At 56.1% G+C, this 22,751-nt stretch carries 26 protein-coding genes; 12 read left to right on the forward strand and 14 right to left on the reverse strand.

Translation table 11 applies throughout. The annotated features are described in order from the left end of the window. Positions 1–22: 22 nt before the first annotated feature. Positions 23–1,675 (reverse strand): electron transfer flavoprotein-ubiquinone oxidoreductase, encoded by a 1,653-nt coding sequence (locus tag AAC632_RS04300; RefSeq protein WP_340297944.1) that lies wholly within the window; start codon positions 1,673–1,675, stop codon positions 23–25. A 181-nt stretch (positions 1,676–1,856) separates the two neighbouring features. Here AAC632_RS04300 and AAC632_RS04305 point away from each other — a divergent pair, with 181 nt between their 5' ends. Beyond that, positions 1,857–2,174, forward strand: coding sequence for a DUF2834 domain-containing protein (locus tag AAC632_RS04305; protein WP_317656838.1), 318 nt, complete (start codon positions 1,857–1,859; stop codon positions 2,172–2,174). Between the two features lie 3 nt (positions 2,175–2,177). Here AAC632_RS04305 and AAC632_RS04310 read toward each other — a convergent pair whose 3' ends face one another. Next, positions 2,178–3,164: a quinone oxidoreductase family protein gene (locus AAC632_RS04310; RefSeq protein WP_340297943.1), complete on the reverse strand. Its 987-nt coding sequence runs from the start codon at positions 3,162–3,164 to the stop codon at positions 2,178–2,180. Between the two features lie 137 nt (positions 3,165–3,301). On the opposite strand from AAC632_RS04310, the gene lysA reads away from it, so the two are divergent. Further along, a complete protein-coding gene (gene lysA, locus AAC632_RS04315) occupies positions 3,302–4,567 on the forward strand; it encodes a diaminopimelate decarboxylase (protein WP_340297942.1) in 1,266 nt (421 codons plus the stop codon). Between the two features lie 39 nt (positions 4,568–4,606). Then, the gene (locus AAC632_RS04320) at positions 4,607–7,051 is read left to right on the forward strand and encodes a DUF4175 domain-containing protein (protein WP_340297941.1); all 2,445 of its coding nucleotides are present in this window, start codon (positions 4,607–4,609) and stop codon (positions 7,049–7,051) included. Here AAC632_RS04320 and AAC632_RS04325 read toward each other — a convergent pair. Next, positions 7,045–7,770: a zinc-ribbon domain-containing protein gene (locus AAC632_RS04325; RefSeq protein WP_340297940.1), complete on the reverse strand. Its 726-nt coding sequence runs from the start codon at positions 7,768–7,770 to the stop codon at positions 7,045–7,047. The two genes, AAC632_RS04320 and AAC632_RS04325, sit on opposite strands and share 7 nt — an antisense overlap. 182 nt (positions 7,771–7,952) lie before the next feature. Between AAC632_RS04325 and AAC632_RS04330 the strand changes: the two genes are divergently transcribed. Both AAC632_RS04330 and AAC632_RS04335 read left to right on the forward strand, forming a co-directional pair. Further along, positions 7,953–8,135 carry a hypothetical protein gene (locus tag AAC632_RS04330; RefSeq protein ID WP_340297939.1) on the forward strand — a complete coding sequence of 61 codons (183 nt, stop codon included), beginning with the start codon at positions 7,953–7,955 and terminating at the stop codon, positions 8,133–8,135. Beyond that, complete coding sequence (locus tag AAC632_RS04335) at positions 8,132–8,845, forward strand: lysophospholipid acyltransferase family protein (protein ID WP_340253034.1); 714 nt, start codon at positions 8,132–8,134, stop codon at positions 8,843–8,845. The genes AAC632_RS04330 and AAC632_RS04335 overlap by 4 nt, the downstream gene beginning before the upstream one ends. On the opposite strand, the gene AAC632_RS04340 is transcribed toward AAC632_RS04335, so the two are convergent. Both AAC632_RS04340 and AAC632_RS04345 read right to left on the reverse strand, forming a co-directional pair. Continuing rightward, positions 8,842–9,801, reverse strand: a complete 960-nt coding sequence (locus tag AAC632_RS04340; protein ID WP_340297938.1) for an acetyl-CoA carboxylase carboxyltransferase subunit alpha — start codon at positions 9,799–9,801, stop codon at positions 8,842–8,844. The genes AAC632_RS04335 and AAC632_RS04340 overlap by 4 nt on opposite strands. 102 nt (positions 9,802–9,903) lie before the next feature. Beyond that, entirely contained in the window at positions 9,904–10,863 is a 960-nt protein-coding gene (locus AAC632_RS04345) for an L-malyl-CoA/beta-methylmalyl-CoA lyase (protein ID WP_340297937.1), read from the reverse strand. 212 nt (positions 10,864–11,075) lie between these two features. Between AAC632_RS04345 and AAC632_RS04350 the strand changes: the two genes are divergently transcribed. Further along, positions 11,076–11,972, forward strand: coding sequence for a DMT family transporter (locus AAC632_RS04350; protein ID WP_340297936.1), 897 nt, complete (start codon positions 11,076–11,078; stop codon positions 11,970–11,972). Here AAC632_RS04350 and AAC632_RS04355 read toward each other — a convergent pair whose 3' ends face one another. Further along, positions 11,973–13,142, reverse strand: coding sequence for a MalY/PatB family protein (locus AAC632_RS04355; protein ID WP_340297935.1), 1,170 nt, complete (start codon positions 13,140–13,142; stop codon positions 11,973–11,975). It lies immediately after the preceding gene. 238 nt (positions 13,143–13,380) lie between these two features. On the opposite strand from AAC632_RS04355, the gene def reads away from it, so the two are divergent. Together def and fmt are read left to right on the forward strand one after the other, a co-directional pair. Then, positions 13,381–13,905, forward strand: coding sequence for a peptide deformylase (gene def / locus AAC632_RS04360; RefSeq protein ID WP_340297934.1), 525 nt, complete (start codon positions 13,381–13,383; stop codon positions 13,903–13,905). 2 nt (positions 13,906–13,907) lie between these two features. Further along, on the forward strand, positions 13,908–14,825 hold the full coding sequence (gene fmt, locus AAC632_RS04365) for a methionyl-tRNA formyltransferase (protein ID WP_340297933.1): 918 nt from the start codon (positions 13,908–13,910) through the stop codon (positions 14,823–14,825). On the opposite strand, the gene rnhA is transcribed toward fmt, so the two are convergent. Both rnhA and AAC632_RS04375 read right to left on the reverse strand, forming a co-directional pair. Continuing rightward, on the reverse strand, positions 14,826–15,275 hold the full coding sequence (gene rnhA, locus AAC632_RS04370; RefSeq protein ID WP_340297932.1) for a ribonuclease HI: 450 nt from the start codon (positions 15,273–15,275) through the stop codon (positions 14,826–14,828). Next, a complete protein-coding gene (locus AAC632_RS04375; protein WP_340297931.1) occupies positions 15,268–15,732 on the reverse strand; it encodes a DUF3429 domain-containing protein in 465 nt (154 codons plus the stop codon). Before AAC632_RS04375 ends, rnhA begins: the two co-directional genes overlap by 8 nt. 241 nt (positions 15,733–15,973) lie before the next feature. Here AAC632_RS04375 and mscL point away from each other — a divergent pair, with 241 nt between their 5' ends. Both mscL and AAC632_RS04385 read left to right on the forward strand, forming a co-directional pair. Next, positions 15,974–16,399, forward strand: coding sequence for a large conductance mechanosensitive channel protein MscL (gene mscL / locus AAC632_RS04380; RefSeq protein ID WP_317656822.1), 426 nt, complete (start codon positions 15,974–15,976; stop codon positions 16,397–16,399). A gap of 64 nt (positions 16,400–16,463) precedes the next feature. After that, positions 16,464–16,928 carry an Lrp/AsnC family transcriptional regulator gene (locus tag AAC632_RS04385; RefSeq protein ID WP_340297930.1) on the forward strand — a complete coding sequence of 155 codons (465 nt, stop codon included), beginning with the start codon at positions 16,464–16,466 and terminating at the stop codon, positions 16,926–16,928. Here AAC632_RS04385 and AAC632_RS04390 read toward each other — a convergent pair. Next, a complete protein-coding gene (locus AAC632_RS04390; protein WP_317656820.1) occupies positions 16,925–17,257 on the reverse strand; it encodes an AzlD domain-containing protein in 333 nt (110 codons plus the stop codon). The genes AAC632_RS04385 and AAC632_RS04390 overlap by 4 nt on opposite strands. Then, positions 17,254–17,973, reverse strand: a complete 720-nt coding sequence (locus AAC632_RS04395) for an AzlC family ABC transporter permease (protein ID WP_340297929.1) — start codon at positions 17,971–17,973, stop codon at positions 17,254–17,256. The genes AAC632_RS04390 and AAC632_RS04395 overlap by 4 nt, the downstream gene beginning before the upstream one ends. A 66-nt stretch (positions 17,974–18,039) precedes the next feature. Here AAC632_RS04395 and mobA point away from each other — a divergent pair, with 66 nt between their 5' ends. Further along, positions 18,040–18,642 (forward strand): molybdenum cofactor guanylyltransferase MobA, encoded by a 603-nt coding sequence (gene mobA / locus AAC632_RS04400; RefSeq protein ID WP_340297928.1) that lies wholly within the window; start codon positions 18,040–18,042, stop codon positions 18,640–18,642. Beyond that, positions 18,639–19,514: a molybdopterin guanine dinucleotide synthesis gene (locus tag AAC632_RS04405; RefSeq protein ID WP_340297927.1), complete on the forward strand. Its 876-nt coding sequence runs from the start codon at positions 18,639–18,641 to the stop codon at positions 19,512–19,514. Before mobA ends, AAC632_RS04405 begins: the two co-directional genes overlap by 4 nt. Here the strand turns inward: AAC632_RS04405 and AAC632_RS04410 are convergent. From AAC632_RS04410 to argH, 4 genes are all read right to left on the reverse strand, one after another. Then, entirely contained in the window at positions 19,511–20,572 is a 1,062-nt protein-coding gene (locus AAC632_RS04410) for a hypothetical protein (protein WP_340297926.1), read from the reverse strand. The two genes, AAC632_RS04405 and AAC632_RS04410, sit on opposite strands and share 4 nt — an antisense overlap. Beyond that, positions 20,572–21,042, reverse strand: coding sequence for a transcription elongation factor GreA (gene greA, locus AAC632_RS04415; RefSeq protein WP_317656815.1), 471 nt, complete (start codon positions 21,040–21,042; stop codon positions 20,572–20,574). The genes AAC632_RS04410 and greA overlap by 1 nt, the downstream gene beginning before the upstream one ends. A 157-nt stretch (positions 21,043–21,199) precedes the next feature. Then, positions 21,200–21,325 (reverse strand): hypothetical protein, encoded by a 126-nt coding sequence (locus AAC632_RS04420; RefSeq protein ID WP_340262243.1) that lies wholly within the window; start codon positions 21,323–21,325, stop codon positions 21,200–21,202. Next, a complete protein-coding gene (gene argH, locus AAC632_RS04425) occupies positions 21,325–22,716 on the reverse strand; it encodes an argininosuccinate lyase (protein WP_340297925.1) in 1,392 nt (463 codons plus the stop codon). Before argH ends, AAC632_RS04420 begins: the two co-directional genes overlap by 1 nt. Positions 22,717–22,751: the final 35 nt, after the last annotated feature.

Here is a 22,751-nt window from a genome sequence, read left to right on the forward strand (position 1 = left end):
GCTGAATTAATCCGATTTTCAATCACATATTCGGGTAATTTGGCCCATCCCCACCTTGCGGTGTGACCCAAGTGATATTTTGCGAGGGGTCTTTGATGTCGCATGTTTTGCAATGCACGCAGTTTTGGAAATTGATCACAAAGCGCGCGTCTTTACCCGCTTCCTCCACAACTTCGTAAACCCCTGCGGGGCAGTAGCGTTGTGCAGGTTCGGCATATTCGGGCAGATTAATTGAAATCGGCACCGAGGCATCCGCAAGACGCAGATGCGCGGGTTGGCTTTCTTCGTGATTGGTCATTGAGAAACTGACATTGGTCAGGCGGTCAAAGGACAAAACCCCATCTGGTTTTGGATAATCGATTGGCGCGAAATCCTTGGCTTTGCCCGTTGCGGCAGCATCGGTTTTGCCGTGACGCATTGTGCCAAAAAGATTGAACCCCGTCAGGTTCGCAACCCACATGTCCAAACCACCAAAGCTCAGGCCGCCCAGAAGGCCAAATTTTGACCAGAGCGGTTTGACGTTGCGCACGCGCTTTAGGTCTTTGCCAATCGGGCCATCGGTGAGTGCCGTGGCGTAATCCTCCAGCCTGTCACTTGAGCGGCCCGCCTTGATCGCGCTATGCGCCGCTTCGGCGGCCGCAATACCCGAGAGCATCGCGTTATGGTTGCCCTTGATACGCGGCACGTTCACAAGGCCCACGCCACAGCCCAAAATCGCAACACCTGGCGCGACAGGGTTTGGCATAGATTGATAGCCGCCTTCGGAAATCGCGCGCGCGCCATAGGCAACACGTTTTCCACCCTTCAACAACTCAGCAATCATCGGATGATGCTTGAAGCGTTGGAATTCCATGTAGGGGTAGAGATGCGGGTTCTCATAGTTCAAATGCACCACGAAACCCACATAAACTTGATTGTTATCAAGATGATATACAAAGCTGCCGCCGCCTGCATTATTCCCAAGCGGCCAACCCATCGTATGGGCCACAGTCCCCTCGCGGTGCTTAGCGGGGTCAATTTCCCAAATCTCTTTCATCCCAAGGCCGAATTTCTGCGGTTCTTTGCCCTCGGAAAGGCCGAATTTTGAAATGACCTCTTTGGTCAGTGAGCCGCGCACGCCTTCGCCCAAGAAGACATATTTGCCGTGCAGTTCCATACCCGGTTCAAAGCCGTCTGAAGGGGTGCCATCCGCATTCAGACCAAACACGCCCGCAACGACCCCTTTAACAGACCCGTCATCCGCATAAACCAATTCAGAACAGGCCATGCCCGGGAAAATTTCAACGCCCAAGCCTTCGGCCTGCTCGGCCAACCAACGGCAGACATTGCCCATCGAAACGATGTAATTGCCGTGATTGTTCATCAAGGGTGGCATCAGCATATTGGGCAAACGAATGCCGCCCGCTTCGCCGAGCATGTAGAAATTATCTTCGCGCACAGGCACAATGACAGGCGCACCTTTGGCCTTCCAATCAGGGATCAACGCGTCAAGCCCTGCGGGGTCGAGCACCGCACCTGACAGGATATGCGCCCCAACCTCTGACCCTTTTTCAAGAACGACCACACTGAGATCGGGGTCAAGTTGCTTGAGACGGATCGCTGCAGATAGGCCTGATGGGCCTGCGCCAACGATGACGACATCATATTCTACGGATTCGCGTTCTATATCCGCCATGGGTCTCGTTCCTTCCGACAGTCGGGTGGTCTGGGCGTAAATTGTCAGGAACAGGTAGCGCGATCTGGGTCAGGGGGTCAATTGATACGCGACAATATATTGTCGCGTTACGACTGAATAATTTGCAAAACTTGCGCGCGTGCTATCTGCTGCGCAGAAGATGGGCAAAAGGGGAAGCCGAATGTCGAAACTGCGAATGATCTACCTAGGCTTGGCTATTTTGGGAACGATTTTGCCAATGCAATATTTCTTGCCATGGTTGGCCGCGAATGACTGGTCGATTATGGCGATGGTGGATGCGTGGCACGCTAATGATGCTTCATCGGGTCTGGTCTGGGATTTGACCATTGCCGCTGTCACCCTGACCGTTTGGATATTGGTTGAGGGGATTGCGCGGCGCGATTGGGTGTCGCTTTTGGCAATCCCCGCGATTTACGGGATCGGGGTCAGCTGCGGCCTGCCGCTTTATTTGTTCTTGCGCTCCCGCCACGAAGTCTGAGGCCTAGTCCAACGTCAGGATGGTTGATCCTGTGGTGGCCCGCGCTTCTAGCGCATCATGGGCTTTGGAAATCTCCTCAAGCGCAAATCGCTGATCAATGCGGATTGTCACGTCCCCTGCCGTGACCTTGTCGAACAACTCGCGCGCCATGGTTTGGCAGGTATCGTGATCCGCGATATGGGTGAACAATGTGGGGCGTGTGATCTTGAGCGATCCTTTGCCCGCCAATGTCGCGAGGGATACGGGCGGCACAGGGCCTGAGGCATTGCCGAAGGAAATCATCATCCCCAAGGGGCGCAAGCAGTCAAGCGAGCCTTCAAATGTGGCGGCGCCTATGGAATCCATCACAACATCAACGCCTGTCCCGCCAGTGATCTCGCGGGTGCGCGCGGTGAAGTCTTCGGTGCTATAGTTGATGCAATGGGTCGCGCCATGTGCAAGCGCCAGCGCGCACTTTGCGTCAGACCCTGCAGTTCCGATCAATTCGATCCCTTCGGAACGTGCCCATTGGCAGGCAATCAAACCAACACCGCCTGCCGCCGCGTGGAACAACACCCGATCCCCGCGCTTGATCTCGGTGGTGCGGCGAAACAGGTAATGCGCGGTCAGACCTTTCAGCATCATTGCCGCGCCCTCCTCGAAGGAAATCGCATCTGGCAGAGGGCAGACTTGCGCGGCTGGCATGACGCGGGCCTCGGTATAGGCCCCGGGCGGTTGCGCCGCATAGGCTACGCGGTCGCCTTCTTTGAGATGGGTTACACCTGCGCCAACCGCTTCGACAATCCCTGCGGCTTCCATACCCAAAGCATGGGGCAGCGCCATTGGATACAAGCCAGAGCGTTGATAAATATCAATGAAATTCAGCCCAACGGCTTTGTGGCGGATTTTAACCTCACCCGCCTGTGGGTCACCCACGGGCCGTTCAACCAATTTCAAGACCTCAGATCCACCATGTGCCTCGATGATGATGGTTTTTGCCAGATCGCTCATATGCGTTTCCCTTTGGAGAAATATCGTTGCACGGAACCTAGGGCGCAGACCCCTGCCTGTCCAGAGAGGGTTTGAAACCGCGCGCAAGGGTGATAAGCGCGAGGCGCACCCAAAAGATGCCGTGCGGAGGTCGGGCAATGGATCATTTTCTTTATAAGAACGGCGAGCTTTATGCCGAGGATGTTGCCGTGCGCGAAATCGCCGCTCAGGTTGGCACGCCGTTTTACCTCTATTCCACAGCCACGCTGACCCGCCATTACAGTTTGTTCAAAGACGCGCTTGCGGGCTTGGACAATCTTGTTTGTTTCGCCGTGAAATCCAACTCAAACCAAGCGGTATTACGCCATTTGGGCAATTTGGGCGCGGGTATGGATGTTGTGTCTGGCGGCGAATACGCCCGCGCACGCGCTGCGGGTGTTGATGGATCGAAAATCGTGTTTTCTGGCGTGGGTAAGACCCGTGCAGAGATGCGCACTGTTCTCGAAGGTGGCATTCGGCAATTCAACGTGGAATCGGAGCCTGAATTGGCGGTTTTGTCCGAGGTCGCACAAAGCCTTGGCGTGACGGCACCGATTACCATTCGTGTTAACCCCGATGTTGACGCGAAAACGCACGAAAAGATCGCCACAGGCAAATCTGAAAATAAATTTGGTATCCCCATCGCCCGCGCCCGCGAGGTCTACGCCTATGCAGCAAGCCTGCCTGGGATAGATGTGATCGGGGTTGATGTGCATATTGGCAGCCAGCTTACCGACCTTGCCCCGTTCGAGTTGGCTTACAACAAAGTGGCCGATTTAACGCGCGCTTTGCGTGCGGACGGGCATAATATTCGCCGTCTAGATTTGGGGGGTGGCTTGGGTATCCCCTATGAGCGGTCAAATTCTGCGCCGCCTTTGCCCCTTGAATACGGGGCTTTGATCAAGCGCTGTGTTGGGGATTTGGGTGTTGAGGTTGAAATCGAACCTGGCCGCCTGATTTCAGGAAATGCAGGGATTTTGGTGTCCGAGGTGATCTATGTGAAATCGGGCGAGGGGCGCGATTTCTTGATCTTGGATGCGGCGATGAACGATCTGATCCGCCCTGCGATGTATGGCGCGTGGCATGACATCATCCCCGTGATTGAGGCCGAAGCCGCCGCCGAGCAGCGCCCCTATGACGTGGTTGGCCCTGTCTGCGAGACTGGCGACACATTTGCCAAAGCCCGCAATCTGCCGAAACTTGTCGCGGGGGATCTTGTGGCCTTTCGGTCGGCAGGGGCCTATGGCGCGGTCATGTCGAGCGAGTATAACACGCGGCCTCTGATCCCAGAGGTTTTGGTGAAAGACGATCAATTCAGCGTCATCCGCAAACGTCCAGAGTTTGACGAAATCATCAACCGCGATATCGTTCCTGAATGGCTATAATGCCAGAACCCGCCTGATTGGGTTGGAATCAGGCCGCAGATGATGGGGCTGATGGACGAGATCGACAAAACCGCACAGGTGATACAGCAGATCCGCTGGCCTGTGCGCCTGACATGGGCCGCCATGATCTGGGAGCGCGGCTTGGGCGCCTTTTGGCCGTTTTTGTCCCTTGTTGCGCTGTGCTATGCGGTTTGGGTTTTCGCGGGGGCGGCTCTTTTGCACCCTGCGATTTGGATTGTTTTGGCGGGCTTACTTGTCACAACGCTGTGGCGCGGGGTTGCCGCATTTCAATGGCCCCGCCGTGATTCAGCCCTTGCACGGCTAGACCACAGCCACCCTCATCGCCCGATCAGCGCATATTTGGATGAGATATCGGTCGGCCGTGGTCAAATCCGCACTGCGGCCCTGTGGCAGGCGCATTTGGCGCGGATGCAGCGTGATCTAGCGGGGCTTGAGGCGATTAAACCCGCTCCACGCTTGGCCCGCCGTGATCCTTATGCGCTGCGCTTAATTGCGCTGACCGCTTTGGCAATGGCGCTGATTTTTGGCAACGCCGCGCGTGAGGTGCAACCGTCTCAAGGATCAGAGATTGCAGTAGGCCCCGGTTGGGAAGCATGGGTTGAGCCGCCGCGTTACACAGGGCTGCCCACGCTTTACCTGCAGGATTTGCCACATGCGGATGCAAGCGCGATTGAAGTTGTCACGGGCACGCGTCTGATTTTGCGCATATATGACAGCGCAGATGCGATGGATGTCACCCATAGCTTTGGCGATCAGGCAGGTGCTTTAGCCGATGATCTGATCATCTCGCAATCAGGGGATTTCGCGATTGCTGACGCAGCATGGCGTTTTATCGTGACCCCTGATGCGCCCCCAAGCGTCACGATATTAGGGGCGCCGCAGCTTGAGGCACCTGATCAAACGGCGATTGCCTATCGCGCGGAAGATGATTTTGCGATTTTAGGCGGGGCGGCCACCCTATCGCTTGATCTAGAGGCTGTGACGCGGCGCTATGGGTTGAGCTTTCCGCCTGAACCCCGCGATGATTTGGTTTTTGATTTGCCGATGCCGTTTTCGGGGGATCGGGCGGCTTTTTCGGAAACCTTGATCGAAGATCTCTCCAAATCCGTTTTGGCGAACTTACCCGTGACCCTCACTGTCACAGTTGAAGATGATTTGGGCCAAACGGGTCGGGCGACCTTGCAGGTGGCACGTTTGCCATCCCGAAGGTTTTTTGACCCGCTCGCGGCGAGCCTCATTGAACAGCGCCGTGATCTTTTGTGGTCGGTTGAAAATGCGCCGCGCGTGGCGCAGGTTTTGCGCGCCATCACCTATGCACCGCAGACCTATTTAGAGGATGAGGCAACCTATTTGCCCCTGCGCAGTGTCATTCGCCGCATAGAGGCGGCCCCTGCGCCCTTGGCTCGTGAAACCCGTGATGAATTGGCGGAAATCCTCTGGCAGGTGGCGGTAGATCTCGAGGAGATTGATTTAGATGATGCTTTGGCGGCCCTTCGCCAAGCGCAAGAACGCTTATCCGAGGCGATGCGGCGCGGGGTCAGTGACGAAGAGATCGCTCAGCTGATGGAAGATTTACAGCGTGCCATGGATGATTACATCCGTGAATTGGCGCAATCTGCCGAACCCAGTGACACCCCCACGGACAGCCCCGATCAAGGGCAAGAGGGAATGGAGTTGTCGATGAATGATCTGTCCCAGATGATGGATCAAATTCAGGAGTTGATGGAGCAAGGGCGCATGGCCGAGGCGCAGGCGATGCTAGATGCCTTGTCACAAATGCTTGAAAATATGGAAGTGACCCAAGGGCAGGGTCAGGGTTCTGCGGGCGAACGCGCGATGGAAGATCTGCGCGACACGTTGCGTGAACAGCAGGGTTTGGCGGATGATAGTTTTCGGTCTTTCCAAGATAGTTTTGGTCAGGGCGAGCCTTCTGACCAAGATGGACAACAATCCCTTGCTGATCGCCAAGAGGCTTTGCGCGACAGCTTGCGTGAGCAGGCAGAAAACTTGCCGGGCCAAGGGCGTGAAGAAGGCCAAGCGGCGCGGGATCGCTTAGACGAGGCGGAACGCGCGATGCGTGATGCGGCGCGCGCTTTGGAAGAGGGCGATATGGCGGGTGCTTTAGATCGTCAGGCGGACGCTATGGATGCATTGCGCGAGGGTATGGATCAGTTGGGGCGCGCTTTTGCCGATGAGGGCGGCACCCCACGCGAGGATGATGCGCCGCAGATGGGTGAGGCGCAGCAAGGTGGGCAGCAGCAAGGGTCTGCGCGCCCATTGACCGACCCGCTTGGGCGCGCCACGGGGGGCGAAGGGGCAGGTGTGGCAGGCGGGCCATTGTCCCGCCAAGAGGCCGCGCGGCGTGCAGAGGAATTGCTTGAGGAACTGCGCCGCCGCTCGGGCGAAACCACGCGCCCAGATCAAGAGCGTGATTATCTCAGACGTTTGATTGAGCCTTACTGAGTGAAAGAGGCGATCAAGGCTGTAATCTGCGCCTGAAGCGCAGGCAAAGTTTCGCGCAGCCAGTCTAGGATTTGGTCACGCAGTGCATCTACACCGTTGGCATATTGGATTAGATAAGGCGCGGCGGTGGGCACAGCTTCGCCCAACTGGGCGGCATTGCTGTAAACCCCTATTGCAATCATGCCCAATCCCAAGCTCAGCAATAGACCTGCATTGCGACCCTTGCGGCGTGCTGCGTCAGGTGCCGTTGCTTGGCTTGCGCTTTGCTGTTTCGGCGCGGGGCGTGGCGCAGCCTTTTGCGGCTGAAGCGAGGCGTTGATTTCCTCAATATCTGGCAACAGCGTTGCGCGATCTTTGGTTTGCGGTTCTGGAGTTCGCGGCTCTGGCGCGGCGGTATTGGTCGGCGCAGGGTCATGCAGCGCCATTTCATCCTGCCGCTCCAAACCTTCGGCTTCTTCGCGGCGCAGGCGCTCTTCGCGCTCCGCCTCTTCGCGCAGGAGTGCCCGCAAGCTTGGGTCAAGCTCACGGCGTGGGGCCTCTGGCGCGGGGCTTGCAGGTTCAGGGCTTGCAGGTGCTGCGCTCAACGGGTCAACCGCAACCGCACCAGACTGGAACCAATTGGTCGAACAATTGGAACATTGCACATCCCGCCCTTCAGCAGGGATTAGCGCGTCATCAATCTCGTAACGCGCGCCGCAATTTGGACAAGTCAGGCGCATATGGGTGGTATAATCCCTTTGAGTTCAATCTTTGCACGGGGGCCGCGTAACGCCTCTATATGGCGGTATTCTTCCCAATTTATCAATGCTGCATGGGCAATCCAAGGCCGTTATGCGCAAGTATTTGTTGCAGTGCGATTGCAACAGAACACAGCATCGGGCATCAAAGGAAGGTGCTGGCTGTGCTTGGGATAGGCGCGCTGTTGGTTTTTCCAAATCAAGCAAGCGCGCAAAGCTTTATGGTGGGTCTCAGCTTTTCGGGTCTTGAGTGGTTCTTGCCCTTGATTATTCCCGTGATGATCGCTTTTGTGTCTTTCCAAGCGACCAAGGCTGCGGCCTTCCAAACTTTGCGAGGCATGCCATGATCCAATGGGTAAGATCCCTGATCTTTGTTGGTCAGATGTATCTGATGATCCCGTTTGTCGCGCTGGCCTTCGCCCCATGGGCGATTGTCTCGCGCCAAGGCGCTGTGGCAGGCGTGCGGTTTTATGCGCGTTATGTGCGGTGGACGGCGGCGCTGTTGGTTGGTCTGCGCTCAGAGGTGCGGGGGGATGTGCCTCAGGGTGAGGTGATTGTGGCGTCAAAGCATCAAAGTTTTTTTGATATTATCATCCTGACCTCGGTGCTTCCGCGCCCGCGATTCATTATGAAGAAATCCCTCAAAAACGCGCCTTTTTTGGGCTGGTATGCAGCGCGGCTTGGCTGTGTTGCGGTTGACCGCGGCAAGCGGGGGCAGGCCATTCAAGCTATGGTCGATGGCGTGCTGGCGGGCATGGGCGATGAGGGGCAGTTGATCATATTCCCGCAAGGCACCCGTGTGGCCCCGCGTGTCAGTAAGCCCTATAAGGTTGGGGTGGGCGTATTGGTCGAACGCACAAAAATGCCATGTGTGCCCGCGGCGACCAATGTCGGCCTGTTCTGGCCCCGCATCGGCATTGCGCGCAAATCTGGTCTCGCGGTGGTTGAGTTTTTGCCACCGATCCCCGCAGGGCAGGATGTGCAGCAGGTGATGGCGCATCTCGAACGCGAGATCGAGGCCGCCTCAGATGCACTGATGGACGAAACGGGGCTTTAAGCCGCCAAGCCCTTCGAGCCCAAATCAAGATATTTCTTGCGCCGTGCAGAAATCAGCTTTTTGCGATCCATGCCCTTTGTTGCGGCAAGCATCGCCTCGATGGCCTGACCAACTGCCGCGATGGTTGCCGCTTTGTCGCGCTGCGCGCCGCCCATTGGTTCGGGGATGATGCGGTCGCAGACGCCCAATTTTTGCAAATCCTTTGCAGTTAGGCGCAAGGCCTCTGCGGCTTCGCGCATCCGTTCGGCGTCTTTCCAGAGGATTGAGGCGCAGCCTTCGGGGCTGATGACCGAGTAAATCGAATGTTCCAACATGGCGAGGTGATCTGCGGTGGCAAAGGCCACGGCGCCGCCTGATCCGCCTTCGCCAATAATCACGCTGATCAAAGGCACACCAATTTCGAGGCATTTCTGCGTTGACCGCGCAATGGCCTCAGATTGGCCGCGTTCCTCAGCCCCTTTTCCAGGATAGGCGCCAGGGGTGTCGACCAAAGTGACAACAGGCAGGCCAAATCGATCAGCCATATCCATCAAACGCACGGCTTTGCGATAGCCTTCGGGCCGCGCCATGCCAAAGTTATGTTCAATGCGTGATTTGGTGTCATTGCCCTTTTCGTGACCAATCACCACAACGGGGCGATCATTGAATCGTGCAATCCCCCCCATCACGGCGTGGTCATCGGCAAAGTTCCGATCCCCAGCAAGCGGGGTATATTCGGTGAACAGCGCGTTGATGTAATCGCGGCAATGTGGCCTGTCGGGGTGACGCGCAACTTGGCATTTGCGCCAAGGGGTGAGGTTTTTATAGAGATCCTTCAGGATATCTTGCGCCTTTTTATCCAGCGCTTTTGCCTCTGCCTCGACATCCATTTCAGAATTGCCACGCGCCATTGCGCGCAACTCTTCTGCCTTGCCTTCAATCTCGGCCAAGGGTTTTTCGAAATCGAGATAGTTCATCACACCTCCGCAGGGCATGGCCGCGTATGCGGCATGGGTCGTTACTGGCTTATGCCTATATGGCTAAGCCTGACCAAAGATGCAACGAACAAGCGCGCTTGATTAGCCTTGCGCAATCATCTGTGCTTGTTTGACAATCACCTCAGCCTGTTTGATCGAGGCGATATCGACCAAGCGGCCCTTATAGACAGTCGCCCCTGCGCCGCTGCGCTTAGCGTCTTCCATAGCGGCCAGAATTTCCTGCGCTTCGGCCACCGCTGCCTCTGACGGGGTGAACACCTCATTGGCGAGTGCGATTTGCTTGGGATGGATGGCCCATTTTCCAACCATACCCAAAGTGGCCGAGCGGCGGGCCTGCGCGCGATAGCCCTCATCATCCGAGAAATCGCCAAATGGCCCATCTACGGGCAAGACGCCATGAGTGCGGCAGGCGGCGACAATCGCGGTCTGTGCCCAATGCCATGGATCAGAATAATGCCGCGCCCCATCGTGCAGCATATAGTAATTTTCCTGCGTGCCGCCGATGCCCGTGGTCTGCATGCCCATTGAGGCCGCGAAATCCGCAGCCCCTAGGCTCATGGCGACAAGGCGGGGCGATGCCGCGGCGATTTCTTCGACATGGGCAATGCCTGCCGCAGATTCAATAATGACCTCGAAATTGATCCGCTTTTGGCGGCCTTTGGCGGCTTCAATCGCTGAAACAAGCGCATCGACCGTGTAAATATCAGCGGCATTTCCCACCTTTGGGATCATGATCTGATCCAGACGGTCAGACGCGTTTTCCAGCAGATCAACCACATCCCGATACCAATAGGGCGTATCAAGCCCGTTGATCCGCACGCTGAGGGTCTTTTTGCCCCAATCAACTGCACTGATGGCCTCGATCACATTCGCACGGGCCGCTTCTTTGTCACTGGGGGCAACGGAATCTTCGAGATCTAAGTTGATGACATCCGCTGCCGAGGCCGCCATTTTCTCAAAAAGTTTCACATTCGAGCCAGGCCCGAAAAGCTGACAACGGTTTGGGCGGGCCACAGGTTGGGGCTGGAGGCGGAAGCTCATCAGATGTTCCTTCGGCGGATGATGCGCTAGGGTCGCGCAAGGAAGTTTCGTTTTTTGTTGATCTTTGGGTATGATATTACGCGGAGCTTCGCAAGTGCTGCACTGCGGCAAAATAGAAATTTCTGTAAATTAGACCCCGTTTACCCCTGTGCCGTTGCCGCTGATCCCGATCAGGCCTATAGCGGCGAAGTAAAGATTTTGCGGAGCCACCTATGAAACAGCATCCTGCGTATGGCTTATTGCTTGCACTGACGGGCGCGTTGATCATCGCGCCTGATACGTTGCTGATGCGCTTGTCTGGTATGGGCGGGTTCGAGATGTTGGGCTGGCGCGGCACGGCGATGGGTTTGGTGCTGATTGCGGCTTGGCTGATAGCCGCGCGTGGGCGGCATCTTGTTGAAGTGTCAGCCCTTGCCACGGGTGCAGGCGCTTTGTTGGTTTTGTGTCAGGCGCTGAATGGGGCGCTTTTCAGCGTGGCCATCGCGGTGGCCCCCGTCACTGTGGTGTTGATGGGCGTTGCGACCGTCCCGATTTTCTCGGCGGTGTTGTCTCATTTGATGTTGGGCGAGCCTACGACCCGCGCCACATGGTTGACGATTGCGGCGGTTCTTTTCGGGATTGCTCTGGCGATATTCGGCAAATCCGATGCGGGCCTGCCCTTTGATTTAGCCACGCTTTGGGGCGGCTTGATGGGCCTGTCTATGGGCGGGTTTCTGGCCATGACCTTTGTTCTGATCCGCAAGCACCATCAATTGCCGATTTTACTCGGTATGGGCCTTGGGGCTTTTGTGTCGGGCATGGTGGGGTGGGCTTTTGGCGTGCCAAGCGGGGCAAGCAGCTTTGATGTGTTTTTGATTTTGGTGACAGGCGCGGTGATTTTGCCTGCCAGTTTTTTCCTACTTACGCTGGCAAACAGATATACGGCATCGGCCAATGTCAGCCTTTTGATGTTGTTAGAAACAGTGCTTGGCCCTATCCTTGTCTGGGTTGGCGTGGGCGAGGCGCCGACCCCTTTGATGATGGTGGGCGGTGCGATTGTGGTAGCCTCACTGGCAACATATTTGCTGCATATGCGCTTTGCGCGGGGGCGTGCAGCCCGCGCTGCGTGACTATTGCAAATCAGCAAAAGCCTTTTGCATCCGCGCAACCGCCTCTTCAATCTGCGCATGGGGCATGCCGAGATTAAATCGCAGGAATGGCGCGCCACCCAAGCCGAAGCTTGACCCGTAATTGGTGGCGATCCGCGCGTCCCCTTCCACACGGGCTATGGATTCTTCATGGCTCATGCCAGTTCCCGAAAAGTCGACCCATGACAAATAGGTCGCCTCTAATTTCATGGGCTTTAGGCCTGGAATTTTGGTGATGCCTGCATCAAATGTTTCTGCGTTTTTTGCGAGATAGGCGCAAAGTGCATCGACCCATTCTGCACCTTCGGGGCTATAGGCCGCCTCGGCCATTGCGAGGCCAAAGGAATTGGCTGAAATCCCCAAAGCGCCCATGCGCGCGGCAAAGCGTTTGCGCAGCTCCGCGTCAGGGATGATCACATTTCCCGAATGGCCACCCGCAATGTTAAAGGTTTTGGTGGTCGCGGTCATCATCACCAAACGATCCATGATCCCGTCAATTTTCGCCATTGGGGTATGGGTATGGCCGGGCATGATCAGGTCATGGTGGATTTCATCTGAAACTAAGATCAGATCATGTCTCCGCGCGAAATCGGCAATTGCCTGCAATTCTTCAACAGTCCAGACCCTGCCGCCTGGATTATGGGGGGAGCAGAGGATCAACATTTTCTCGCGCCCTGTCATCGCCGCATCCCATGCGGGGATGTCGAGGTGATATTTGCCTTCAATCAGTGCAAGCGGGCATTCGACCACCTGACGATTGGCGGCGCGGATCACGCGGGCAAAGGCATGATAGACGGGCGTCATTAGAACCACGCCATCCCCCTTTTGCGTATAGGTATCCACGCAAAGCGCCGTTCCGTTGACCAGACCATGAGTGGTGAAAATCCAGTCGGGCTCAATCTCCCAGCCATGGCGGTTTGCCATCCACCATCCAATGGCGGCGCGATAGGCGCGTTCATCACCGTAATAGCCGTAGATGCCATGATCGAGCATGTTTTGCAGCGCGGTTTGCACAGATTGAGGGGGGCGGAAATCCATATCTGCCACCCACATGGACAACCCATCTTCTGGGCCAATCCCATAAATTGACGACATCATATCCCATTTCATTGAATGGGTGTTTTGGCGATTGATGATTTCGTCAAAGTTCATCGGTGCTATCCATTCTTTGGCGGCATGTGTGGTGCGTTCTTTGATACATCACATAAATGGGCATATGTTCCAAATAAATAAAATTTAATAGAATAACGTCTTTATATTTAGCATATTATTAGAATATTCATTCTGCATTTATAGGATTTCTCACATTAGCCTATCAGGCGCGCCTGTCCTGCGCAAATCCCAGTCGCGCTGGTTGCGCGGGTCGCAGAATTCGCTTATGGCACAGGCCATGATTTACCCAATATTAATCCATCCTGATCCTCGTCTGAAAAAGGTCGCACGAGATGTGCCCGACCTCTCGGATGAGTTGCGCGCTCTTGCAGATGATATGCTCAAGACGATGTATCACGCGCCCGGTATTGGTCTGGCTGCGCCACAGATTGGGATTGATCAGCGCGTGATCGTGATGGATTGCGTCAAAGAGGAAGGGGCAACACCCCGCCCGACTGCGATGTTCAACCCCAAGATCGTGGAATCCTCGGATGAAAAAAACATCCACGAGGAAGGCTGTTTGTCGATCCCAGATGTTTATGCTGATGTCGAGCGTCCGCGCGATGTGACCGTGGAATGGTTGGATCGCGATGGCGTTTTGCAGCGCGAGACATTTACGGGGCTATGGGCCACTTGCGTGCAGCATGAGATTGACCATCTCGATGGGGTTCTCTTTATCGATTATCTCAAGCCCTTGAAGCGGCAATTGATCACCCGAAAGATGCAAAAGCTCAAGCGCGACATCGCGCGCGATAAGGTGTAGCTTTGCGCATTGTTTTCATGGGCTCGCCCGAATTTTCTCGTGCGCCTTTGCGCGCCTTGATTGCTGCGGGGCATGAGATTGCTGCGGTCTATTGTCAGCCCCCCCGTCCCGCAGGGCGCGGCAAGAAACCCCGCGCGACGCCTGTTCAGGCCTTGGCCGAAGATCTTCACGTGCCGGTGCGCCATCCCAAAACCTTGCGCAATGCCGAGGCACAGGCCGAATTCACGGCATGGGCTGCCGATATTGCCGTGGTTGTGGCTTATGGTTTGATCTTGCCTCAGGCGGTGCTTGATGCGCCGCGCTTGGGTTGTGTGAATATCCATGCTTCGCTTTTGCCGCGTTGGCGTGGCGCGGCCCCTATTCATCGTGCGATTATGGCGGGGGATGATGAGACAGGCATTTCCATTATGCAAATGGAGGCGGGGCTTGATACGGGGCCAGTTTTATTGACCCGCACCCTGCCAATCGGCGCGGAGGATACCACCGCCGCGCTGCATGATCGTCTTTCGCAGCTTGGCGCTGAGGCGATTGTTGCCGCGCTTGCCGATTTTGACAGTCTCACCCCTGTTCCGCAGCCGCAAGAGGGCGTGACCTATGCCGAAAAGATCGACAAGGCCGAGGCTGCCATAGACTGGTCGAATGATGCCGCAGAGATTGACCGCCAAATTCGCGGCCTTTCACCCTTTCCTGGTGCATGGACAACGCATTCGGGGCGGCGGTTGAAATTCCTTGCCTGCCGAAGGGCGCAGGCGCGGCCCGATGGGGCTGCGGCAGGGTCGGTCATTGATGGCCTGACAATCGCGTGCGGCACGGGCGCGATTGAGATCACCGAACTGCAACCCGAGGGCAAGCCGCGCATGGCCGCGGCCGATTTCTTGCATGGCACAGATCTGCCTGCAGGGACAATTTTGGGCTTGTGATTATTTGAAGGGGGCCATGCCCGCACGGGCCAAGGCATCCGCGCGTTCGTTCTCGGGATGGCCTGCATGGCCCTTGACCCATGTCCACGTTACCTGATGGCGCGCTGCCGCCTCATCCAAACGCCGCCAAAGGTCTTCGTTTTTGACAGGCTTTTTTGTGGCGGTGCGCCAATTATTGCGTTTCCAACTGCGCAGCCATTCGGTGATGCCGCCTTTGACATAGGCGCTGTCTGTTACCACGGTGATCGTGCTTGGATGCTCCAGCGCCTCAAGTGCGTTAATCGCGGCTAAAAGCTCCATTCGATTATTGGTGGTGTCTGCTTCACCGCCTTTGAGCTCGCGTTCCTTGACAATGGCATCGCCAGCCTTGGCCTGCAGCAGCGCACCCCATCCACCAGGGCCAGGGTTGCCTGAACAGGCCCCATCCGTATAGGCAAATAGCTCAGGCATAGAGCACGCCCAGTGTTAGGCATAAAATGACAAGGCTGCTCAAAAGCCCGCGCAATCGCAGCCACCAGTTCGGTGCAAGGCCCGCACGCATCGCCCATGCATCAAGGGGCAAAAGCGCCAAGAAGCCCATGATCAGAATGGGCAAAGCCTGATGGGTTGGGCCAAATCCAAGGAAAAACGCCACCAATGCGGGGATCGTGGATGCCGCAAGGCCATATCCCATCATCTGCGGTGATGGCGCATGCACAGCAAAGCCCCATATGACCCCCGCCATAAAACACAGGATCACGATCCCATAATTGCGCAGCAGTATATCGGGTGCGAAATTCGGCAGAAGCCAGTCGCCAAGGGGAGCGGCGGAAGGGATCACTAAGCACAGCGCGGCGTAGGCAAAGGGCAAAACCCCCGCCAAGCCTAAATATAATGCCGCCTTTGGTATGTGATCCCTGCTGCTCATATCTCAGCTTGTCCCGCATCTTTGCGCAGCGCGCAAGCGCATTTGGGCCATCTATGGCTGACAATTCGATTGCCAGTGGCGGGCATCGCGCAGCTTTTGGAATTCTTTGAAACTTTGCACAAACCCCATTGTTCCATCGGCGCCGCTGTCTCTAATCTGAACCTATCTGCCGTACGCTAATGCGGCGGCATGATGGGTTCAAAAACGGAGAGGGTGCTCTGCGCCCAAGAAGGGGAAAGATATGTTTGCAGAATTCAAAAGCTTCATTGCCCGTGGCAATGTTATGGATATGGCTGTGGGGATTATCATCGGGGCAGCTTTTACCGCGATTGTAACGTCACTCGTGGGCGACTTGATCAATCCATTGATCGCTATTTTTACGGGCGGGATTGATTTCTCGGGTTGGTTCTACGCCTTAGACGGAAATGACTATGCCTCGCTTGCCGTGGCGCTTGAAGCAGGTGCGCCTGTTTTTGCGATTGGGAAATTTGTGATGGCGGTCATCAATTTCTTGATCGTAGCTTTTGTGGTTTTCATGCTGGTGCGTTTGGTCAACCGCATCAAATCTATGACAGAAGCAGAGAAGGAAGAAGCCGCTTCAGCCCCTGCAGGCCCAAGCGAATTGGACATTCTGATTGAAATCCGTGATGCTCTGGCCAAGAAGTAAGCACGAATAAAACATGCGTCCCCGTCACCATGGCGGGGCGCAAGCTGTTTTAGCGAGAGATGATATGGGTTTTGAGTTGGACATCACAGATCGCAAAATCTTGGAAGTTTTGCAAAAGAACGGCCGCATCACCAATGCGGAGCTATCCGAACAGGTGAATTTGTCCGCCTCGTCCTGTCATCGGCGGATCACGCGCTTGGAGCAGGAGGGGATCATCCGAGATTATGTCGCCTTGGTGGATCACCGTGCGATTGGTCGGATGACAACCGTCTTTGTGGAAATTAGCCTGTCAGGACAGGCGGACGAAGTTTTGCAAGCCTTTGAGCAGGCCGTGATGCGGGTGCCAGATGTGTTGGAATGCTATCTTATGGCAGGCAGCGCGGATTATCTTCTAAAGGTGGTGGCACGCGACAGCGAAGATTTCGCCCGCGTTCATCGCGAATATCTGGCCCGTTTGCCAGGGGTATCGAAGATGCAATCCAGCTTTGCTCTGAAAAACGTATTTTCAACCACTGCCTTGCCGATTTAGCCGAGGAAATAACCCACGCCGTATAGCGTGGCCATGCCTGCAAAGACAGCTGCGATGGCATTTTTGCGCCAGACCCCCACGCTCAAGGCTACGATTGCCGCACTCAATCGGGGGGCATCTAGCGCGCCGCCTGTTGCTTGCGGCCATAGCACCAAGGGCGTGATCAATGCGGGCAGGATCGCCACTGGCGTATAGCGCAAATGGCGTAAGACCCATTCTGGTAGATCGCGGTTACCCAAAATTCCCAAAAAGGACAGCCGCACCAAATAGGTGCCGCAGCCAAGCGCAGCGATGATCAGCCAGACCGTGGTTTCGGAATAGGCGCTCATGTCAGCTTCGCCTTTGCAAGGCTCATGCGCCGTTCCACCTCTGCGCCAACGATCATGGCGGTGATCCCTGCGACCATCAACCAAAGGTTATAGGGCATCCAATTTAGTAAGACCGCCATAACCACCGAGGTCATTGCCGCCGCGATATGCGCAAGTGTGCGCAAGGCGGGGGCCACCAATGCAAGAAAGGTAATCGGAACTGCGAAATCGAGTGCAAATTCAGGTGGTATGGTTGCGCCTAAAACTGCACCTGCATAGGTCGCGCCATACCACAGGGGGCAAATCGGGGTCGCAAGTCCAAAGAAATAGACCACTTTCCATCTGACCGAGCGTTCAGGCTGTGCCTCATAGGTTTGCATGGCCATTGCATAGGTCTGGTCGACCAACATGTAGGATAACAGCGCGCGCTGCCATAAAGGCGCGGCCCCTAAATGCGGGGTGATCGAGGCTGAATACATCGCCATGCGCAGATTAACAGCCAAAGCAGAGGCCAAAACCACCAAGACGGGTGCATTTTCCGTCATCAGCTGCAGCGCGGTGAATTGGGCCGAGCCCGCAATGACAAGGAAAGAAAATCCCATGACTTGCGACATGGGTAGACCCGCTTCTGTGCCAAGAACCCCAAATAACAGACCAAATGGCAGAAGCACCAATAGGAACGGCAATCCGCCAATGATCCCAGAGAGATAGGCCGAGTCTGAGGGGGCTTTGCGCATCTTGCACCATTGTCGTTTCTGCCCATGCGATCTAGCCTTGATGGGCGAAGGATGCAATCTGCGCGGATGGATAAGGGCAAAGCAATGATCTGTGGCGTGATCTTGGCAGGCGGGGAAGCGCGCCGTATGGGCGGGCAGGACAAAGGACGGCTGCTGCTGCGGGGCCAAAGCCTCTATGCGCATGTTATTGACCGCGCGCGCCCGCAGGTGGATCATTTGATCCTCTCCGCCAATGGCGGCTCCGCGCTTTATGCTGATCTCGGGCTTGATGTGGTTGCTGATGGCGCATTCGCCGCGATGGGGCCGCTTGGCGGCGTTTTGGCGGCCTTGCGCGCAGCCAAGATGCTTGGGGCGCAGCGGGTGATGAGCTTTGCCTCGGACAGCCCGTTTTTTCCAAGCGATATCGTGGCGCAATTATGCGCCGCACAAGGGCATGACGCATTGGTTTTTGCTGAGGATCAAAGCGGGGGCATACATCCAACATTTGCGCTGTGGGATGTGGATTTGGCCGATCCATTGGCGGCAGAATTGCGGGGGGGTGGCCGCAAAATGCGCGATGTCATGGCGCGATTGGGCGGGGTTTCTGCCCCTCTCGATGCACTTGAACAGGCGTTTTTCAACATCAATACAAAGGCTGATTTGGAACAGGCCGCTGAGATGGCCTTATGAGCGCGGGACCCTTTGATCATATCGTGGTGGTCGATTGGTCGGCACGAGCCACCCCAAGCCCCAAAGCCCCCACGAAGGACGCGATTTTCATTGCGCATTCTGCGAATGGTGCAACGCCACAGGTGAGCTATTATCGCACGCGCGCTGATGCGATGGTCGTGCTTGAGCAGTTGATGACAGACGCCCTTTTGCGGGATGAACGTATCTTGGCGACCTTTGACTTTTCCTTCGCCTACCCTGCGGGCTTTGCACAGCATCTGACAGGCAAGGCCGATGCGCTATCGGTTTGGCCGCTTTTTGCACAGATGGTTAAGGATGAACCAGACAATGCGAATAATCGGTTCGATGTGGCCCGCGCGCTTAATCGTCGTTTTCCAGGGGTTGGCCCCTTTTGGTGCGTGCCCAAAACACAGGCCTGCCCTGATCTGCCCGCGCGCGACCTGCGCCACGGACATCATCTGCCAGAACGGCGCAAAGTTGAATTGGCCTATGGCAAAATGCAGCCGGGTTGGAAGCTTTACACCACGGGATCTGTGGGATCACAGGCGATCCTTGGGATCGCAAGATTGCAGTCCTTACGCGGGCGGTTTGGGTCTGCGCTTGCCGTGGCGCCTTATGACGGGATCGAGCGGCCTATTGTTTTGGCAGAATGTTGGCCGTCTTTGATGGCGAAAGAGATCACAGATTATGCTTTAGCGGGTGAAATCCCAGATGCCGCGCAGGTGCGGGTGATTGCAGCGGGTTTGGCCGCTTTGGCCCCTGATGATCTTGCAAAAATGCTTATCGATGGTGATGCCGAGGAGGGCGCTGTTTTGGGTGCGGGGCATGAGGCGCTGTTGCGCTCTGCGATCCATGCGGCCTTGGGGCCTTAGTCAAAAATCCCAGTCATACGCCCGAGCAACATAAAGGCCCGTGCGCTGCGGGTAGCACTGAGTTTGACAATATCTTCATCGGTTGCAGTCTGCTCGAACTGACAGAAAACGCGATCAAATTCGCGCAAATACTGATGAACTGCTTCGCGGAAGGCTGTGTCTTGCCGCATCCGACCAGTGGAAAGCGCGATGGAAGACCGATCTCGAATACCGCCAAGCGATGCAATCACGCGGCCCCGCTCGCCTTTCGCGAATTTGCGCCAAATCTCAGGGCGGGCGCGGTCTGGATGGAGATCATCCATGAAAATCCCGTCTTGCGAGAGCAGGGTCAACACATCTTGTGCAGTGCGGATCAAAGGGCGGGTTGCAGGGTCTTCTAGGGCCGCGCGAAGGGCGCGAAAGCCCTCCTTGTCCTGATCATTATTCGGGAAATGGAGCGCACGAATAAAGTCAGCGGGCGTGACCGGATGGTTCAAGGCGGGCTCGGCTGCGATAAGCGATAAATCCGATTGTGGCCGATCTGGGGCAGGGGGCGGACTTAGGGGCACAGCCGCCCGCAGGTCAGGGTCTTGCAGGCGCAAACATGTAAAACTTACGAGCTTTGTATCGGTGGCCAATTGTGCCTCTGCCAAAGCCTCTATGCGGTTTTGTGTCTCTCGCAAATCAGCAGGCACAGCCCCGCCGTGAAGCGCGTCCTCAATATTGTTAAGCCTCAGCCGCAGATCTTGGGCCTGAAGACGCAGGCTTTGCGTGATGCGCAGGAGGCTTAGGACAATCCATAACAAAACAAGCGGCAAGATTGCCCCAACCGCAACCATGACCCCGCTCAGAATCTCGGCCATATTCGGGGTGTCACCGCCAAAGCCCAGCGCCGTGAGGCTGAGTGCCCCAATCCAAAGCAAGGCCAAGGCCAGCGCGATGCCTTCGCGCAGACCAAAGGACATCGCGCCATCGGCGCATTGAAGAAAACCAACCGCACGGCCTACCCAAATCTGCTTGTCCCGCGTGAAGCGATGCGTAAGCGTCAATCTGGGGTGAGGCACTGCTGCGGGGATCATCACACGTAGGTCACCTTCGTGATCTCGTAATCCTTGCTGCCACCGGGCGTTTTGACCTCTACGCTATCGCCTTCATCTTTGCCGATTAAAGCGCGGGCCAAGGGCGATTTGATATTGAGCAAACCTTTTTCGATATCGGCCTCAGATTCGCCGACAATCTGGTAGGTTTTTTCTTCCTCAGTATCCTCATCAATCAACACAACCGTGGCGCCGAATTTAATCGGGCCAGACAGGGTCTTGGGGTCGATGACCTGTGCAAGGCCCAAAATCCCCTCTAACTCCTTAATGCGGCCTTCGATGAAGGACTGTTTTTCGCGGGCCGAGTGATATTCGGCATTCTCCGACAAATCCCCATGCTCGCGCGCTTCAGCAATCGCCTTGATGACAGAAGGGCGCTCAACACTACGCAGATGCTTCAGCTCGGCATCAAGGGCGCTATACCCTGTCGGGGTCATCGGTATTTTTTCCATTGGAATTCGGGGCCTCAAACTTAGGTCTTGGAATGGTCAATCGTCTTAAAATGAGCAGTCTGACCCCAGACGTTAGGGGCTCTTTGCCCTAGTTTCAACGGGCAAGACGCAGAACGCCACACGCGGTGCAAGAAAATGACCCAAACGCCACGCAGGCTTAGTAGGTCACTGCGTTTTCGTTTGGCGGCTCAGGCGGGCCATCTGCGCCGCAGGCGGCCAAAGTTCCACCCAAAGTCAGGGCCAATAGCCCCAGCTTAATCCATGATGCAAAAGAGCGCCCCATCACGCCAACCTTTCTTTCCATCGTGCAATTTGCAGGCGCACCTGATCGGGTGCGGTGCCGCCATAGGATTGACGCGAGGCAACCGAGTTGTGAACCCCCAAAACATCAAACACGGCCGCAGTGATGTTGGATTGCACTGTTTGCATATCCGCAAGGCTGAGATCAGGTAAATCACAGCCCCGATCTTCGGCCATTTTGACAAGCGCGCCTGTTACATGATGCGCTTCACGGAATGGCAGACCCAATTCCTGCACCAACCAATCGGCGAGATCAGTTGCGGTTGAAAAGCCAGATGCGGCGGCGCGCTCTAGTGCGTCTTTATTGGCGCTCATGTCGCCCAGCATCCCCGCCATTGCGGCCATTGCGATCATGAGGTTGTCGGCGGCATCAAAGACTTGCTCTTTGTCTTCCTGCATATCCTTGGAATAGGCCAAGGGCAGACCTTTCATGACCGTCATTAAGGCCACATTCGCCCCCATGATCCGCCCGATTTTGGCGCGGATTAATTCCGCCGCATCAGGGTTTTTCTTTTGCGGCATGATGGAGGAGCCTGTTGAAAACCGATCCGACAGGGTCACAAAGCGGAATTGTGCCGAAGACCAGATCACCAATTCCTCAGCCAAGCGCGACAGATGCATCGCGCAAATGGCGGCCGCCCCGAGATAGTCTAGGGCGAAATCGCGATCTGAAACTGCATCCAAGGAATTCGCCATAGGCCGATCGAAACCTAGGGCTTCTGCAGTCATGTGGCGGTCAATTGGAAAAGATGTGCCTGCAAGGGCGGCCGCACCGAGCGGGCATTCATTCATCCGCGCGCGCGCATCTTGAAAACGCGATAAATCGCGGGCGAACATCTCGACATAGGCCATCATGTGATGCCCCCATGTTACGGGCTGCGCGGTTTGAAGATGGGTAAAGCCAGGCATTACCCAATCAGCGCCCGCTTCGGCCTGCGCCAATGCCGCGCGGATCAAGGCCTGCAGCCCCTCAATGGCCGCATCCATTTGATCCCGCACCCATAGGCGAAAATCGGTAGCGACCTGATCATTGCGTGACCGCGCCGTATGGAGACGTCCTGCGGGCTCACCAATCAGGGTTTTAAGCCGCGCTTCGATATTCATGTGAATATCTTCAAGGGCGGTGGAAAATTCGAATGTGCCGCTCTCAATTTCTGACAAGATCTTGAGCAGGCCTTCCCTGATCGTCTCGGCATCTTTACTGCTGATGATGCCTTGGGCGGCGAGCATAGCAGCATGGGCGCGTGAGCCAGTGACATCTTGCGAGCTGAGCCTTTGGTCAAAACCGATGGATGCGTTAATCGCCTCCATCAAAGCATCTGGCCCTGCGGCGAAGCGACCGCCCCACATTGCGTTTGAAGATTTCTGTGCCATGTTCTGTTTTATCCGCCGATCAAAGAAAGGATGCC

Origin of the sequence: Roseobacter sp. HKCC-CH-9351 (genome assembly GCF_037830295.1) — a bacterium.
GTDB lineage: Bacteria > Pseudomonadota > Alphaproteobacteria > Rhodobacterales > Rhodobacteraceae > M30B80.

Bases quoted from the DNA above. Each gene is read 5' to 3' on its own strand.
- AAC632_RS04300 (WP_340297944.1), bottom strand. From the start codon at position 1,675: ATGGCGGATATAGAACGCGAATCCGTAGAATATGATGTCGTCATCGTT.
- AAC632_RS04305 (WP_317656838.1), top strand. From the start codon at position 1,857: ATGTCGAAACTGCGAATGATCTACCTAGGCTTGGCTATTTTGGGAACG.
- AAC632_RS04310 (WP_340297943.1), bottom strand. From the start codon at position 3,164: ATGAGCGATCTGGCAAAAACCATCATCATCGAGGCACATGGTGGATCT.
- lysA (WP_340297942.1), top strand. From the start codon at position 3,302: ATGGATCATTTTCTTTATAAGAACGGCGAGCTTTATGCCGAGGATGTT.
- AAC632_RS04320 (WP_340297941.1), top strand. From the start codon at position 4,607: ATGATGGGGCTGATGGACGAGATCGACAAAACCGCACAGGTGATACAG.
- AAC632_RS04325 (WP_340297940.1), bottom strand. From the start codon at position 7,770: ATGCGCCTGACTTGTCCAAATTGCGGCGCGCGTTACGAGATTGATGAC.
- AAC632_RS04335 (WP_340253034.1), top strand. From the start codon at position 8,132: ATGATCCAATGGGTAAGATCCCTGATCTTTGTTGGTCAGATGTATCTG.
- AAC632_RS04340 (WP_340297938.1), bottom strand. From the start codon at position 9,801: ATGAACTATCTCGATTTCGAAAAACCCTTGGCCGAGATTGAAGGCAAG.
- AAC632_RS04345 (WP_340297937.1), bottom strand. From the start codon at position 10,863: ATGAGCTTCCGCCTCCAGCCCCAACCTGTGGCCCGCCCAAACCGTTGT.
- AAC632_RS04350 (WP_340297936.1), top strand. From the start codon at position 11,076: ATGAAACAGCATCCTGCGTATGGCTTATTGCTTGCACTGACGGGCGCG.
- AAC632_RS04355 (WP_340297935.1), bottom strand. From the start codon at position 13,142: ATGAACTTTGACGAAATCATCAATCGCCAAAACACCCATTCAATGAAA.
- def (WP_340297934.1), top strand. From the start codon at position 13,381: ATGATTTACCCAATATTAATCCATCCTGATCCTCGTCTGAAAAAGGTC.
- rnhA (WP_340297932.1), bottom strand. From the start codon at position 15,275: ATGCCTGAGCTATTTGCCTATACGGATGGGGCCTGTTCAGGCAACCCT.
- AAC632_RS04375 (WP_340297931.1), bottom strand. From the start codon at position 15,732: ATGAGCAGCAGGGATCACATACCAAAGGCGGCATTATATTTAGGCTTG.
- mscL (WP_317656822.1), top strand. From the start codon at position 15,974: ATGTTTGCAGAATTCAAAAGCTTCATTGCCCGTGGCAATGTTATGGAT.
- AAC632_RS04385 (WP_340297930.1), top strand. From the start codon at position 16,464: ATGGGTTTTGAGTTGGACATCACAGATCGCAAAATCTTGGAAGTTTTG.
- AAC632_RS04390 (WP_317656820.1), bottom strand. From the start codon at position 17,257: ATGAGCGCCTATTCCGAAACCACGGTCTGGCTGATCATCGCTGCGCTT.
- AAC632_RS04395 (WP_340297929.1), bottom strand. From the start codon at position 17,973: ATGCGCAAAGCCCCCTCAGACTCGGCCTATCTCTCTGGGATCATTGGC.
- mobA (WP_340297928.1), top strand. From the start codon at position 18,040: ATGGATAAGGGCAAAGCAATGATCTGTGGCGTGATCTTGGCAGGCGGG.
- AAC632_RS04405 (WP_340297927.1), top strand. From the start codon at position 18,639: ATGAGCGCGGGACCCTTTGATCATATCGTGGTGGTCGATTGGTCGGCA.
- AAC632_RS04410 (WP_340297926.1), bottom strand. From the start codon at position 20,572: ATGATCCCCGCAGCAGTGCCTCACCCCAGATTGACGCTTACGCATCGC.
- greA (WP_317656815.1), bottom strand. From the start codon at position 21,042: ATGGAAAAAATACCGATGACCCCGACAGGGTATAGCGCCCTTGATGCC.
- AAC632_RS04420 (WP_340262243.1), bottom strand. From the start codon at position 21,325: ATGGGGCGCTCTTTTGCATCATGGATTAAGCTGGGGCTATTGGCCCTG.
- argH (WP_340297925.1), bottom strand. From the start codon at position 22,716: ATGGCACAGAAATCTTCAAACGCAATGTGGGGCGGTCGCTTCGCCGCA.